This is a genomic window from Moritella sp. Urea-trap-13, from assembly GCF_002836355.1.
Lineage (GTDB): Bacteria > Pseudomonadota > Gammaproteobacteria > Enterobacterales > Moritellaceae > Moritella.
Map to the genome: position 1 here is coordinate 1,194,470 of NZ_PJCA01000031.1, position 15,372 is coordinate 1,209,841.

Annotated in this window: 17 protein-coding genes and 1 riboswitch; of the genes, 3 read left to right on the plus strand and 14 right to left on the minus strand. The window is 39.4% G+C overall.

Going from position 1 to position 15,372, the window contains the following annotated elements; translation table 11 throughout:
• Window positions 1–52 precede the first annotated feature (52 nt).
• Both CXF93_RS13345 and CXF93_RS13350 read right to left on the minus strand, forming a co-directional pair.
• Window positions 53–634: a thymidine kinase gene (locus CXF93_RS13345; protein ID WP_101062979.1), complete on the minus strand. Its 582-nt coding sequence runs from the start codon at window positions 632–634 to the stop codon at window positions 53–55.
• A gap of 101 nt (window positions 635–735) precedes the next feature.
• Window positions 736–2,331, minus strand: coding sequence for a Na+/H+ antiporter NhaC family protein (locus CXF93_RS13350; RefSeq protein WP_101062980.1), 1,596 nt, complete (start codon window positions 2,329–2,331; stop codon window positions 736–738).
• Window positions 2,332–2,441: 110 nt separating this feature from the next.
• Window positions 2,442–2,627, minus strand: a riboswitch (Lysine riboswitch).
• 423 nt (window positions 2,628–3,050) lie between these two features.
• Here CXF93_RS13350 and CXF93_RS13355 point away from each other — a divergent pair.
• Together CXF93_RS13355 and CXF93_RS13360 are read left to right on the plus strand one after the other, a co-directional pair.
• Entirely contained in the window at window positions 3,051–3,458 is a 408-nt protein-coding gene (locus CXF93_RS13355) for an H-NS family nucleoid-associated regulatory protein (protein ID WP_101062981.1), read from the plus strand.
• 10 nt (window positions 3,459–3,468) lie between these two features.
• Entirely contained in the window at window positions 3,469–3,900 is a 432-nt protein-coding gene (locus tag CXF93_RS13360; RefSeq protein ID WP_101062982.1) for an HIT domain-containing protein, read from the plus strand.
• Window positions 3,901–4,066: 166 nt separating this feature from the next.
• Here CXF93_RS13360 and CXF93_RS13365 read toward each other — a convergent pair whose 3' ends face one another.
• Together CXF93_RS13365 and CXF93_RS13370 are read right to left on the minus strand one after the other, a co-directional pair.
• Entirely contained in the window at window positions 4,067–4,309 is a 243-nt protein-coding gene (locus tag CXF93_RS13365) for a DUF3820 family protein (RefSeq protein WP_101062983.1), read from the minus strand.
• Between the two features lie 70 nt (window positions 4,310–4,379).
• Window positions 4,380–5,021, minus strand: a complete 642-nt coding sequence (locus CXF93_RS13370; RefSeq protein WP_101062984.1) for a tRNA-uridine aminocarboxypropyltransferase — start codon at window positions 5,019–5,021, stop codon at window positions 4,380–4,382.
• Window positions 5,022–5,052: 31 nt separating this feature from the next.
• Between CXF93_RS13370 and rrtA the strand changes: the two genes are divergently transcribed.
• On the plus strand, window positions 5,053–5,631 hold the full coding sequence (rrtA, locus tag CXF93_RS13375; RefSeq protein WP_101062985.1) for a rhombosortase: 579 nt from the start codon (window positions 5,053–5,055) through the stop codon (window positions 5,629–5,631).
• Between the two features lie 38 nt (window positions 5,632–5,669).
• On the opposite strand, the gene pyrF is transcribed toward rrtA, so the two are convergent.
• From pyrF to CXF93_RS13425, 10 genes are all read right to left on the minus strand, one after another.
• Window positions 5,670–6,371: an orotidine-5'-phosphate decarboxylase gene (gene pyrF, locus CXF93_RS13380; RefSeq protein WP_101062986.1), complete on the minus strand. Its 702-nt coding sequence runs from the start codon at window positions 6,369–6,371 to the stop codon at window positions 5,670–5,672.
• 79 nt (window positions 6,372–6,450) lie between these two features.
• A complete protein-coding gene (lapB, locus tag CXF93_RS13385; RefSeq protein ID WP_101062987.1) occupies window positions 6,451–7,620 on the minus strand; it encodes a lipopolysaccharide assembly protein LapB in 1,170 nt (389 codons plus the stop codon).
• 8 nt (window positions 7,621–7,628) lie between these two features.
• Entirely contained in the window at window positions 7,629–7,916 is a 288-nt protein-coding gene (locus CXF93_RS13390) for a lipopolysaccharide assembly protein LapA domain-containing protein (RefSeq protein WP_101062988.1), read from the minus strand.
• Window positions 7,917–8,114: 198 nt separating this feature from the next.
• Window positions 8,115–8,399, minus strand: a complete 285-nt coding sequence (gene ihfB / locus CXF93_RS13395; RefSeq protein WP_017219653.1) for an integration host factor subunit beta — start codon at window positions 8,397–8,399, stop codon at window positions 8,115–8,117.
• Window positions 8,400–8,467: 68 nt separating this feature from the next.
• Window positions 8,468–10,135 (minus strand): 30S ribosomal protein S1, encoded by a 1,668-nt coding sequence (rpsA, locus tag CXF93_RS13400; RefSeq protein ID WP_017219652.1) that lies wholly within the window; start codon window positions 10,133–10,135, stop codon window positions 8,468–8,470.
• A 122-nt stretch (window positions 10,136–10,257) separates the two neighbouring features.
• Entirely contained in the window at window positions 10,258–10,932 is a 675-nt protein-coding gene (cmk, locus tag CXF93_RS13405; RefSeq protein ID WP_101062989.1) for a (d)CMP kinase, read from the minus strand.
• Between the two features lie 202 nt (window positions 10,933–11,134).
• Window positions 11,135–12,418, minus strand: a complete 1,284-nt coding sequence (aroA, locus tag CXF93_RS13410; protein ID WP_101062990.1) for a 3-phosphoshikimate 1-carboxyvinyltransferase — start codon at window positions 12,416–12,418, stop codon at window positions 11,135–11,137.
• A gap of 126 nt (window positions 12,419–12,544) precedes the next feature.
• Window positions 12,545–13,660, minus strand: coding sequence for a histidinol-phosphate transaminase (gene hisC / locus CXF93_RS13415; protein ID WP_101062991.1), 1,116 nt, complete (start codon window positions 13,658–13,660; stop codon window positions 12,545–12,547).
• 93 nt (window positions 13,661–13,753) lie between these two features.
• The gene (gene serC / locus CXF93_RS13420; RefSeq protein WP_101062992.1) at window positions 13,754–14,845 is read right to left on the minus strand and encodes a 3-phosphoserine/phosphohydroxythreonine transaminase; all 1,092 of its coding nucleotides are present in this window, start codon (window positions 14,843–14,845) and stop codon (window positions 13,754–13,756) included.
• 246 nt (window positions 14,846–15,091) lie between these two features.
• Complete coding sequence (locus tag CXF93_RS13425) at window positions 15,092–15,352, minus strand: hypothetical protein (protein ID WP_101062993.1); 261 nt, start codon at window positions 15,350–15,352, stop codon at window positions 15,092–15,094.
• Window positions 15,353–15,372 lie beyond the last annotated feature (20 nt).

Sequence of the window (15,372 nt, forward strand, 5' to 3'; positions counted from 1 at the left end):
GCTCATCATTGGAGACATTTAATCGTGTCATAAAAATAATGACATAATTAAACTAAGCGCTGGCGTTACCATTCATGAAATGTTTACGACACAAGGATACATAGCGTTCATTACCGCCTATTTCAACTTGTTCGCCTTCTCGTAATACCACGCCACTATCACTCACTCGAGCATTCATGTGCGCTTTATTACCACACCAGCAAACGGTTTTAAGTTCTTCAACTTTATCCGCCAGACACATGAGGTGATATGAACCTTCAAACATCTCTAATTTAAAATCGGTTTTTAAGCCATAGACAATAACAGGGATATTTAATTGATCGACAACGTTAGCCAGTTGATAAACCTGCTCACGAGATAGGAATTGGCCTTCATCAATGATAAATACATCAATTTTTTTATCTTCTGCTCGTGTAGCAACAGTGGTAAATAAGTTGGTATCTTTCTCAAATACTTCGACTGCTAGTTTTAAGCCAACACGCGCACCAATAACACCCTTACCATAACGACTATCACACTCAGGTGTCATCGCAAGTGGGTACATACCACGCTCAATATAATTAAAATGAGCTTGGATTAATTGTGTTGATTTACCTGAATTCATAGCTGCAAACTTGAAATGCAAAGATGCCATTTTATACCCTCAAAAAAAACGCCTGTATCAACAGGCGTATATTATTACTTAAACATTAACCCAAGGCTGCTCATTACAAACAGCCTGTTTTTAATGCCTTATTAAACTTTACGACTTAATCGCGACATAATAGCAACCACAACTGTAAATGCAATTGCAGAGGCGATAAATCCAAACAGTACCGAACTTGTTAGACCTAATACGAAATAACCAATCGCACTCACTAATGCCGTTGATAACGCGTAAGGTAACTGTGTCATCACGTGGTCCATATGGTGGCAGTTCGCCCCGGTAGACGATAAGATCGTAGTATCGGATATAGGTGAACAATGATCGCCGAATACAGAACCTGCTAACACTGATGCTAACATAGGTAACATCAACGCGATTTCAGTACCTGCAGCCATATCACCTGCGATCGGTAACATGATACCGAATGTACCCCAACTAGTGCCTGTTGCAAATGCCATAAAGCCTGCAAGCATAAACATGATCACTGGTAATAGACTCGTCGGGATTGAATCACCCACGAATGCAGCAAGGTATTTACCCGTTTCGATAGAGCCAATAGTCGAACCAATTGCCCATGCGAAGAATAAAATATAAACCGCAGGTAACATTGATTTAGCACCGTGATAACTTGCTTGTGCAAGTAACGATACTGACACACCTGAAATAATACTTAATACAAGTGCCACAACAAGACCAGATAATGCGCCGTATACTAGTGAGCTACCTACATCGGTATTTTCAAATGCCCCGAGGATATCGAATGCTTTACCGTCGGCAGCAAGTGATGAAGCGCCAGAGTTAATCATAAAGAAGATAGTTGCAAAAATAAGCACTAGAATAGGTAAGATAAGCCCAGAGATGTGACCACCTTCAGCTTCTTTTAATTCAACGGTAGCGCCTGCTGGTTGGCCTTTTTTATCATCAAATAACTTGCCTTCTTTCGCCGCAGCTTCTTCTTTCGCCATTAAACCAAAATCAAGGTTTAACAAGACAACAGCAAACACCATTGCGATAGCGAAGATAGCGTAGAAGTTCATTGGGATCATTTGCATGAATGCAGCCAGTGGGCTGACATCTGTAATCGCATGGCTTGCTAAAATACCACCGATAACGGCAATAATATAAGCACCCCAGCTTGAAATCGGCATTAATACACACATAGGTGCAGCAGTCGAATCAAGTAAGTAAGCTAATTTAGCGCGAGATACTTTATAACGGTCTGTCAATGGACGGCTTACACTACCTACCGCTAGACTATTAAAGTAATCATCTACAAAGATAAAAATACCTAAGAATGCCGTCAATAATGTACTACCACGACGTGTTTTAATACGTGTTTTAGCCCAGTCAGCAAACGCACTTGTTGCGCCACTTACCATCATAACGCTCGTTAACATACCAAGTATGAACAAGAATACGATGATAGATAGATTCCAAGTGTTGAATGAACCCACTTCCCAGAACGAGCCCTTGCTCGCATCACCTGATTCCCAAACTAAGCTTAGTGCTAAGTCTGAAAGGTGTTTAGCCGCGTTAACAACATTAAAATCTGTTAAAAATAGTGCGCCAAGTAAAATACCACAACCAAGTGATAACAATACTTTACGCGTTAAAATTGCTAATGTAAGTGCAACTAATGGTACAACCAGCGATAACGCTGAGTCTGAGTAATTAATGAGTTCCATGATCCCTTCGACCTAATAAGTTTTACAGGGAGCGACTGAACAAGACAGATGAGATGTGGCATAAAGCTATTTACAAATAACATATGTAAAGATAACACTTATAACTCTTCTATTTCAGTAGCGCCCCATAGTTAATTTAAAATTGACTATGACAGTGATGTCTCTATTCGAACACATCCCCAGAATGAATATCTTAAGCTTTAATATTCATTCTTCGGCGCAATTCCCTTTCGTATTATTGTCATTGGAGCTACCTAAACAATACTAGTAATGAGTTGCGCACCTCTACTTAGGAGGAAGCCCGATAATAGCAGATAAAATCACCACTTCAAGACATAGTCAGTGTTAATGTTCACAAAACAAACAGCAAGCGGCATAAAAATCTAGAGGAATAGTCGGCTATTTTTGCAACATAAAGTATATCGACTTCAAATAATAGACTATTAAATAGTTTAAAAAACAATCTCGACACTATAGTTAAAATTTATTCCTATAAATGTATTTACTGACCTAATTAATCCCTATGAGTTAACTTTAATAAATAAATGTAAATACATTTCTTATATTTATTAAGCTATAGTATATTAATTAAATTAGAGTAAATTAGAGTAAATTATTCGGATTGAATAGATTAATTACATGAGTGTAGTTTCTTTGTATTAGCTTATTAGTTTTATTTAGTATTTTACTCATCCCCTGTCTATATTTAGGTATTAATTATGAATGATTTTATTAAAGTATTTTTAAATGCACGTAGCTTACGCGCAGCAACAAAAGAATTAAGCGTTGAACAATTACAAGAAGTGTTAATTAAATTCACGACAATAGTAGAAGATAGAAAAGAATCTGATGCGGCTGAATTAGAAAAACAACAAGAAAAGCAAACTAAGATGAACGAAATCTTATTGCAACTTAAAGAAAATGGCATTAGTCCTGAAGAATTAATCGGCTTAACTGATGCAACAGCTGAAAAAACAAAAATTAAAACTAAACGTGGTCCTCGCCCTGCAAAATACACATATGATTTTAATGGCGAAAGTAAAACATGGACAGGCCAAGGTCGCATGCCTTTACCACTGCAACAAGTAATGAATGAAAAAGGCACTATTGAAGAATTCTTAATCTAGAGGAATTGTTGTGACACAGTTTATATTACATCCACAACTTGCCGTAGATACCGTGCTTTTAGGCGAATTTCCATTATGCCAAGTATTACTGGCTAATGACGGTAATTTCCCTTGGCTAATCTTAGTACCTAAAGTTAATGGTATTACTGAATTTCATGACTTAACTGATGAGCAACAACTGCAGTTTTTATCTGAATCTAACGCAATCAGTAAACTATTAAAAGACGGATTAAGCGCTGACAAAATAAATATTGCAGCCTTAGGTAATATGGTGCCGCAATTACATATCCATCATGTAGCCCGCTTTAAAGAAGATGCTTGCTGGCCGAAACCGATCTGGGGTCAAATACCAGCAGTAGCTCGCACAGAGCAACAGACTATACAATTAACAACCATGATCTCAACTAAGCTACAAGCTGGGTTTATCGCGATACAAGCGTAACGACTAAACTTAGCCGTCGATGTATTAACAAAAATATCATTCCCGTTAATACTGAAATCTAGATGTTAACAGCGTCAAGTATCAGAGCTAATCTGATATTTGGCCTGATTTAACGCTAACGATTTCTATAACCCTGCGACCATCAATTCATCAATTGTAATCTAACTTACTTGCCTTCACGATTCAAATACACTGACGGCCTTTTTAATAATGGTGCTAGCATTGATTCCAATCCATTTAGTTTAACTTCGTACATAAGTGCAAGTTGCTGCCCAAGTTTAGAGTCAGGAAAACCATTGCTATGAAACCAAACTAAATAAGGTTCTGGCAACTCAAGTAATAAACGCCCACGATATTTACCAAACGGCATTACGGTATTAATGGCTTCAATCATTGCTTGTTGTGACATATTAAATCCAATATTAATTAATGACTTAGTAACACATTACTTATTAGCGAATGCGTATTTAGTGATTCTGCTACTTATAATTTTTATTAAACAAACCATCAGGCATTTGCGCTATCTGAAAGTTAATCATATATTCAAATGCAGTCAGCAGCGGCTGATATTTTTCTTTATCTTGCTCTAAAGTTGCAAGCAATAAGAACCCCGCTTCAACCGTCGATAAACCACCTTCAATAGACGTTTGTCTTATTGTATATTGGCTTTGTTGCTCCGCATTTAATCGAACCGCAGATAATGTATGTAAATTGATTGAAGATTGATACATTTTAAACGCTTTACGCCACGTACCATCAAGTAAAATAAAAGTACGGTTAATATTCGCGTCTAGACCTTCATTTTCCATACTGCGATTAACCTTGTCCGCTAAGTTCTCAGCGGCAATACTGTCTTCGCTCGGATAAAGTAAAAAACATTGTCTTGTCGGATCATTGAGAATGTCATTTAACTGTGCATTGTCGGTAAAATTCTCACCAACTATAATTTGACATTGTGGCAATGAAAGATTGAGAATACGGGCAGTGCCGATCGCATTTTTAACTTCGCCTGGATGCTGTAATATGATTAATTCAATAACAGAATCAATCTTGGTGATGTGCTGACATATACACGCGGCTAATGCTTTATCACAGACTGTACACTTTTTTCTTTTACTCACGACAAACCTAAATATTATGGATTAATAAGATATGCTCATTCAACATCGGTGGTTAAACTGGCTTTTTATCGGACTATTATGCCTAATTATATATGCGATTTCTGCCGACAATATAACCGTGTTTGATTATAACAGGGAATTAATTATCGATGGCGAATATTGGCGTTTACTCAGTGGTAATTTTAACCATACCAATATCTATCACCTGCTGTTAAATTTAAGCGCTTTAGCGGTCATGGCTGGCTTACATTATCGCTATTATAGCAGCGCGGCTTACGCTAGTTTAATTTTATGCTTATCTATTGGCGTGGGTATTGGCATATTATGGTTATCACCCAGTACCCATTTATATGTGGGTTTATCAGGAGTGTTACATGGCATTATTATAGTCGGTGCGATAGTTGATATATCGAAGCGCTACTACTCTGGTTATGTATTGATTATTGGTACCATTATTAAAGTGGTCAACGAGCAATTATTTAACAGTCCAATTGAAATGAGTCAATTAATTGAAGCAACTGTACTCACAGAAGCGCACCTATATGGCCTTGTGACGGGATTTATTATTGCTCCACTCTTTGTTTATCTAAATAAAAAAAAGAGCGCCTGAGCGCTCTTATAGATATTAACGTTAAATCGAGCAAGCGCTTAGCTTGCTAAACTGTCATTAATTTCAGTTAATACCTGCATTGGTGATCCTGCTTGCGTAATTGGTCGGCCAATCACTAAGTAATCAGAACCAGCGGCTACCGCTTCAACAGGTGTCATAATACGGCGTTGGTCGCCGGCAGCACTACCTGCAGGACGAATACCAGGTGTAATTAACAGGAATGATTCGCCTAATGTTTCTTTCAGCATTGATGCTTCTTGTGAAGAACACACTACACCGTCTAAACCACTTTCTTTGGTTAGTTTAGCTAAACGAATCACTTGTTCCGCAGGGGTTATGTTGACGCCCATTTGCGCTAGATCTTCCTGTTCCATACTTGTCAGCACTGTCACAGCAATCAGAATTGGGGCTTTATCACCATAGGGAACTAATGCCGCTTTTGCAGCTTCCATCATACGTTTGCCACCACAAGCATGCACATTCACCATCCACACACCCAGCTCAGCGGCTGCAGCAACGGCTTTAGCTACAGTGTTTGGAATATCATGAAATTTAAGGTCTAAGAACACATCAAAATCACGCGCAACTAATTTGCGAACGAACTCAGGTCCAAATAACGTAAACATTTCTTTGCCAACCTTCAAACGACATTGGCTAGGATTGATTTTATCAACAAAATTCAATGCACTTGCTTCATCAGCATAATCAAGCGCGACAACTACTTTACTATCTTGCAACATATCTCTTCCTAGGTCCGGTTAATCATTATCGTATTCTTGTTATTATTTATTGTTATCAAGCATGATTTATTAGGTAACACTATTCGCCATCTAACCCACGAATTGGTTTAACACTTCCCCAACGCTTACACGATGGACAATGCCAGTAAATACTTTTAGTACTAAACCCGCATTTACGACATCGGTAAATCGGCTTTAATTTAAGCTGCTCACCAACTAGATTACGTAACATTGTTAAACTTTCTTTTGCTTTGCCCTCTTCAGCCGCCTGTTCTTGGTATTGCATCAGATGGTAAAAGCCCTTCATCGTCGGGGTGCGAACAATTTGATTTAAAATTAACTTTTCTGCAGGCTCCAAGCCAACACTGCTGACAGTGAAATCGGCTAATTCAATCGCAACACTGATACCGGCTTTATTATTTTGGGCATCATTAAGAAAGTGAATAAAACCTTCTTCATTGTTAGTTTCAACGTAGCAACTTTTTAGTTTTTGTAATATTTCGGTGACAAAATCAATATCCTGAATCATCACATGCTCAAGCCAGACGATGGCTTTTTTATATTCACCCTGCTCAATGTGTAAGTCAGCAAGCATAATACTTGCTCTCACACAGAGCTTGTCATGCTGCAGGGCTTTCTTAAGACTTGCTAAACGTTTCTTCGGTTCATTAAGCAACGCAGGTGATTTCGCTAACGCACAATAAAAATGTGCAACTTTGCGTTCAATTTTAGCATCACCCATTTTTTTGAGTTTATTGCCGATCGCAATCGCCTGTTCCCATTCTTTAGTTTGTTCGTAAATAATGATGAGTTGCGATAATGCGACTTGACGATGTTCTGGTTCATCAATCAATTTCAAAAATAATTCTTCGGCGCGATCGACTAATCCCGCAGCAAGATAATCCCGCGCGAGTTGTAATAAAGCGAGATTACGCTGTTCATGCGTTAATGACGGGCGAGCAATGAGGTTCTGATGGATCTTAATTGCGCGTTGTACTTCGCCACGTTGGCGAAATAAATTACCAAGTGCTAAATGCGTATCGATTGTTTCACTATCAACATCAAGTAAATCGATAAATAAATCAACCGCTTTATCAGGTTGGTCTGATAATAAAAAGTTAAGACCAGTTACATACTCTCTAGAGATCGTATGTTGCTTATCTTGTTGTAAATAGCGGCCATTTCTTCTACCCATATACCAGCCATAAGCTGCTGCAACAGGAAGTAAAAGAAATAAAAGTTCAAACATACAGTAAATTAACCTTTAATGTCGGTAATACGTAATCGCTCAAGCTCTGTCACTTGACGTTTAGATTTACGTTTTATTTTTGCCAGTGACATTTTTAATTTCATTACCACTAAAGTCATGCAAACACCGGCAACGACTAGACCAGAAACAAATGCACCAATAAGCAAAGAAGATAATTTAAATGAATCGAGTGCTATTAGATAATTAAAATCAACTAACTGATCGTTACTCGCAGCAAATGCAGCGGCCAACGCCAGTATACAAGCGATAATAATAAAAAAGATAAATGATTTCATCGACGTCCTCTGTGATATGAATTACTAATACAATGGATTATCGCCAATAAATGAGTCAAGTGCCAGTAATATATGGTGCAATCCAAAACTACTGCTTTCTTCTGGTATACAAACAACACAACAACTCGCCGTCTTGAGCCAAAAAAAAGTAAAAAAAAACGACATACCTAGGTATGTCGTTTTTGCAAGTATCAACTACTATAACGAAGCGTTAACACGATCTCGAAGTTCCTTACCAGGTTTGAAATGAGGAACATATTTTCCCTCTAATTCAACCTTTTCACCTGACTTAGGATTGCGCCCAACTCGAGGTTCACGGTAATGTAGAGAAAAGCTTCCAAAACCTCGAATTTCAATTCGATCACCAGTAGCCAAAGTATCTACCATCTGATCCAGTATAGCCTTCACAGATAATTCAACATCTTTAGTCGCCAGCTGCGAATTTGCAGTGCAAAGACGTTCGATCAGTTCAGATTTTGTCATATAATCTCCATTAAGAATATTGTCGACATCGTACTAATTAAGGGATGAATTAACATCCCTCAGGCTTATTATTCGCCTTTAGCAGCTTTAAATGCTTCTGCCATAGCAGAAAGACCAGACTCTTGCGGTTGGCTGTTTACACTAGCCATTGCTTCTTTCTCGTCAGCTTCATCTTTAGCTTTAACTGAAAGACTAATTACGCGGTTTTTACGATCAACACCAACATATTTAGCTTCAAGTGATTCGCCTACAGATAATACTAAGCTTGCATCTTCGATACGGTCGCGAGAGATATCGCCAACACGGATGTAACCTTCAACGCCTTTAGCTAATTCAATTGTTGCGCCTTTAGCGTCAACTGAAGTAACTGTACCATTAACAATAGCATTCTTCTTGTTATTAGCTAGGTATTCGTTGAACGGGTCTTCATCAATTTGCTTGATGCCTAAAGAAATACGTTCACGCTCAGGGTCTACTTGTAGAACGATAGCTGTGATTTCGTCGCCTTTCTTATATTCACGAACGGCTTCTTCACCAGTAGCATCCCAAGAGATGTCTGAAAGATGAACTAGACCGTCAATGCCGCCGTCAAGACCGATGAAGATACCGAAATCTGTAATAGATTTGATCTTACCAGTAACTTGCTCGCCTTTAATGCGTGAAGTTGAGAAGTTTTCCCAAGGATTAGCAATACATTGCTTAAGACCTAGAGAGATACGACGACGTTCTTCGTCGATATCAAGAACCATAACTTCAACAGAATCGCCAACATTAACCACTTTAGAAGGGTGAATGTTTTTGTTTGTCCAATCCATTTCAGAAACGTGAACTAAACCTTCAACGCCTTCTTCAATTTCAACGAAACAACCGTAGTCAGTTAAGTTCGTAACTTTACCCGTAAGCTTAGTGCTTTCTGGGTAACGTTTAGCGATAGCTACCCATGGATCTTCACCAAGCTGTTTAAGGCCTAGAGATACACGTGTACGTTCGCGGTCGAATTTAAGAACTTTAACGTTGATTTCATCGCCAACATTAACGATTTCACTTGGGTGCTTAACGCGTTTCCAAGCCATATCAGTAATGTGTAGAAGACCATCAACACCACCAAGATCAACGAATGCGCCATAGTCCGTAAGGTTCTTAACGATACCTTTAACTTCTTGACCTTCTTGAAGGTTAGCAAGAAGTTCTTCACGTTCTGCACTGTTTTCAGTTTCGATAACTGCGCGACGTGAAACAACTACGTTGTTACGTTTTTGGTCAAGTTTGATTACTTTGAACTCTAACTCTTTGCCTTCAAGGTGAGTAGTGTCACGTACAGGACGAACGTCTACTAAAGAACCTGGTAAGAATGCGCGAATAGTGTTCACTTCAACCGTGAAACCGCCTTTAACTTTACCGTTGATAACACCGATAACAGTTTCTTGGTCTTCGTATGCTTTTTCAAGCTGAATCCAAGACTCGTGACGTTTAGCTTTTTCACGAGAAAGTTGAGTTTCACCGAAACCATCTTCAATTGATTCTAGTGCTACATCAACTTCTTGACCAACTTCAACTTCAAGTTCGCCAGCAGCGTTCTTGAATTCTTCAGCAGGAATAGAAGATTCTGATTTAAGACCAGCGTCAACTAAAACGTAACCGTTTTCGATTGCAACAACAGTTGCCTTGATAATGCTACCAGGAGCAGCAAGTTCTTGTAGTGACTCTTCAAAGAGTAAAGCGAAAGATTCATTCATAATGAGTTATATGTACTTATAAAACGTTCACATAAGCAATCCGGCTAATGTGGGTTGTTAATCAAAAGTCATCATCATCCTTGATGCTTGACTGCTAAATAATCGACAGAATATCGACTACCTTAAATTTTCCCTTCTGCAAAAGCCAACACACTAGCAACTACGTCCTCGATCGACATAGATGTCGAATCAATAACCAGTGCATCATCTGCAGGCTTTAATGGAGCGACCGAACGATTGCGATCTTGATGATCACGCTTTTCGATCTCTTCCAGAAGGGCTGACATGCTAACATCGAAGCCTTTGTCTTGCAACTGATTAAAGCGGCGAACGGCCCTTTCTTCAGCAGATGCATCTAAAAATATTTTTACTGGAGCATCAGTGAATACCACAGTACCCATATCACGCCCATCTGCAATCAGACCAGGTGCAGTGCGAAAGTCACGTTGACGTTGCAACAATGCTTCGCGCACAGCTGGATAGACCGCCGCTCGAGAGGCAGCAAAACCCGCTTCTTCTGTACGAATTTCACGTGATACATTTTCGCCTTCTAGGATAACTTGTAACCCATCAGTAGTTGGTTCGAAACGTACATCAAGGTTAGCAGCAAGTGCCGTTAAGCCTATTTCGTTATCTAAATCAACATGACGATGTATCGCAGCTAATGCTAAAACACGATAAATGGCACCACTATCTAGTATATGCCAACCTAGCTTAGTCGCAAGTAATTGGCATAAAGTACCTTTACCAGAACCACTCGGCCCGTCGACTGTAATAATTGGTGCTACTGCGGTCATAAATTCTCCAAACTCAATATCTAACATGCAGCGTTATACTGTGCAGCATGGATCTGGCCGCGATTATAACGGATCTGTATGAAAAATGTATGGAATAATAACCATAAATAAAAAAGCGAGGTATCACCTTATCAGTAATACCTCGCCATTTAATATTGAAACTGACAAGCAACAGCAGTTAAAAAAATAATCTATTGATAACTTATGCTTGCACCAAACTAGCAAAGCGTTCGAAATAGTCAGGGAAAGTTTTTGATGTACAACCGGGATCATTAATCGTTACCGCGGTATCACTTAATGCTACAAGTGAGAAACACATCGCCATACGATGGTCGTCATAAGTATCAATCGCCGCATGAATAAGTTGTGCAGGAGGGGTGATTTTAATATAGTCATTACCCTCTTCTACTTCTGCACCGACTTTGCGTAATTCAGTCGCCATCGCCGCTAAACGGTCAGTTTCTTTCACGCGCCAGTTGTATACATTACGAATAACCGTCGTACCTTTTGCAAACAGTGCAGTTGTCGCAATCGTCATCGCAGCATCAGGAATGTGATTCATATCTAAATCAACAGCCTTCAATTCTCCGACTTCCGCTTCAATATAGCTATCCGCCCAGGTGATTTTACCGCCCATTGCTTCAATCACATCGGCAAACTGAATATCACCTTGGATTGAGTTTTTACCAATACCGGTTACACGGATCTTACCACCTTTGATTGCAGCAGCAGCAAGGAAGTAAGAAGCAGAAGATGCATCACCTTCAACCAAAAATTCACCTGCCGCTTGGTATGTTTGTTGGCCTTTAATAGTAAAGGTCTGGTAATTATCATGGCTTACCGTCACACCAAATTGCGCCATAATATGCAGGGTGATTTCAATATACGGTTTCGACACCAGTTCACCGATAATTTCAATTGTCGTATCATTTTCAGCCAAAGGCGCTGCCATTAAAAATGCAGTTAAGAATTGGCTTGATACACTGCCATCAATCTTAATATTACCGCCTTTTAAGCCTGTACCTTTAATTAATACCGGTGGGTAATCGACATTCTTTAAATAAGTAACATCAGCACCCGCTTGGCGTAAGCTATCAACTAAGCTACCAATTGGACGTTCTTCCATACGTGGTTCGCCAGTGAGTTCAAACTCACCTTCGCTCAAACATAATGCCGCGCATAAAGGACGCATAGCAGTACCGGCGTTACCTAAAAATAATTCCAGTTTTTCTGTTGCAGAAAATGCACGCCCTAAACCCGTTACTGTACAAACTGTCTTACAGGCAGACAGATCATACTGCACACCCAATTTTGTCAGTGCGTTCAACATATGACGAATATCATCACTGTCTAATAAATTGGTTAAACGTGTCGTGCCTTCAGCCAAAGCGGAAAGTAACAATGCTCGATTTGAAACGCTTTTAGAGCCTGGTAAGTTAATAGTGCCTGATACTTTGCCAATTGGTTGTAATGTTAATTTTTCCATAAATTTATTCACTTAATTTTTAATATTTGATTCTCTACACTCTGCTGGCTAATAAGGTCTTAATAATGATCTAAATATAAACCTTCATAACAGAAAACAGAATAAGGACTACAATCTAAGCTAGTATTACTGTGCGTCTAATTCAGTAAACACAGCAAGTAAAGCTTGCATAAATGTTTCATTTTCCAGTTCAGTACCTATGCTCACACGTAGATGCTTAGTTAAACCATAACCAGCAACAGGACGTACGATCACGCCTTTATGCAACAATGCTTGGTAAACAACTGCAGGGTCTTGAACAAGTTCCATGGTAATAAAATTACCTTTCGATGGAATATAACCAATACCTTGGTCACGGAAAAATGTTTCTAATACGCCGCGCTGCTGATTATTTAATGCCACACTGGCGGTTAAAAAGTCATGATCAGACAATGCAGCTTGTGCCGCGGCTAATGCAAAACTATTACAGTTAAATGGCTGGCGCACACGGTTTAGGATATCGGCAATATCAGGATGCGACATGCTATAACCAACACGTAAACCTGCCAGACCATAGGCTTTAGAGAAGGTTCGCGTAATGATTAAGTTTGAGAATGCCGTTAACCAGGTAATCGACGGTGCTTGCAGTTCTTTATCTACATATTCGAAATACGCTTCATCGAGTACCACAATCACGTCTTTTGGTACTTGAGTTAAGAATTCATATAACGCTTCTGCGGTTAAAAATGTACCGGTTGGATTGTTCGGATTGGCAATAAAGATAAGACGCGTGCGCTCTGTAATTGCCGCTAACATCGCCGGAAGATCATGCCCCCAGTCTTTCGCCGGAACCGCAACACCTGTCGCGCCAATCGCTTGCGTTACTAACGGATACACTACAAATGCATGCTGGGCAAAAATCACTTCGTGCTCGGGTGTTACAAAGCTGCGAGCAATGAGTTCAAGTACATCGTTTGAACCATTACCTAAGGTAAATTGTGCTGGCGCAAGATCGTATTTATCTGCCAGTGCTTGCTTTAAATAAAAGCCATTCGCGTCTGGATAGCGGGTGATTCCCGCTAGTTGTTTTTCTAACGCCACTTTAACTAATTCACCAACACCTAATGGATTCTCATTCGATGCTAATTTAACAATATTAGTTAACCCCAATTCACGCTCTAATTCATCAGTCGGTTTTCCCGCTTGATAAGGGTGTAAACCTTGCACCCCTGTATTTGCTAAAGCAAAAAAATCACAACTCATATTAAATCCTTGTCGTCGGCACTGCCGTGTTCAACCAATTTATCCATTGCCTTATAAGGCGCATATGTTGTTCTTATTTAGAACACGCTACGATTAACGCTGTTGACGCTCAAAATCTTCCATAAATTTAATTAACGCTTTCACACCTTCAATTGGCATGGCGTTATAAATACTTGCACGCATGCCACCGACAATACGATGCCCTTTTAGCGCCATTAAATTCGCGTCTTGAGACTGTTGTAAAAACGCCGTATCCAAATCGCTTGATGCCAATGTAAACGGTATATTCATTTTAGAACGATTTACACTTGCTACATTATTACTATAAAAATCGCTGCTATCAACGTAGTCATAAAGCAGTTTGGCTTTCTCTGTGTTGATTTCTTCGATAGCAGACAGGCCACCTTGGGCTTTTAACCACTTGAATACCAATCCAGCTAAATACCAAGAATAAGTCGGAGGCGTGTTAAACATTGAATCATTTTCAGCCATCAATTTATAATTAAAAATAGATGGGGTTTCTTGTCTGGCTTTATCGAGTAAATCATCACGCACAATTACCACACCTAAGCCAGATGGGCCGATGTTCTTTTGCGCGCCAGCATAGACAATACCGAATTTACTAATATCTAATGGTTTAGACAGAATATTTGACGACATATCCGCAACTAATGGAATGTCACCGGTATCAGGAATATCATTAATTTCAATACCTTCAATGGTTTCATTCGGGCAGTAGTGAACGTAAGCCGTGTCTTTACTTGAAACTTGCCATTGTGAAGCAGGTTTAACGGCAACAATACCATCAGTACTTGGCATAAGAATGTTTGACTCATTCACTTGGCAGTACTTTTTACCCTCAACAACGGCTGATTTTGACCACTGGCCTGTTAATAGATAATCAGCTTGAGTTTTATCGCCAAGGATATTCAGTGGTACAGCAGCAAACTGACCGCGACCGCCACCTTGTGAAAAAATAACTTTGTAGTTATCTGGAATCGCTAACAAATCACGTAAATCTTGTTCTGCAGCAGTCGCTACAGCCATGTAGTCTTTACTACGGTGGCTCAATTCCATTACCGATACACCGGTATTATTCCAATTAATAAATTCTTTTTGGGCTTGTTCCATCACTGCAGCTGGCAACATTGCGGGACCAGCGCAAAAGTTATATGTCCGACTCATATCAATTATCCTTGTTAACAATGCAGCTTAAACGGTTTAAACCTTTATTGGATGACTATCTAATGTAAGCGATTAACGTTGTTTTTAAAAGTCTTTATTTTACTGCAAATAAATCGCTGTTAATGAACTCATAGAGGGTATCAAAACGGGAGGGACTGGCTGGTGAGGAAGCGTTTCAGAGAGGGCTGAGTTACGCTAATGTCATTAACGCAACGTTATAGCCAGCACTTTATCAGTGTCGTTTAATTATTTTTCCGCTTTCTTAGGTAACGTCGATTTGGCGAAAAAGAGGATTAATGAGCCTGTTGCCATTGATAACATCGCCAATCCAAACTTCGCATCACTACCCATGCCGATGATGAGTAAAAATAGACCGATAACAATAAGTGATGATCCCGTGAACATTGCTGCACGAGGATGGGTACTGACAAAGCTCGTCTGCTTAACTTGGCTTGAATGTTTATGTGAATGTTTTGCTGCTTTACGTTTATGCTTTCTTATTGACATAATTTGCTCCCAACACGGAT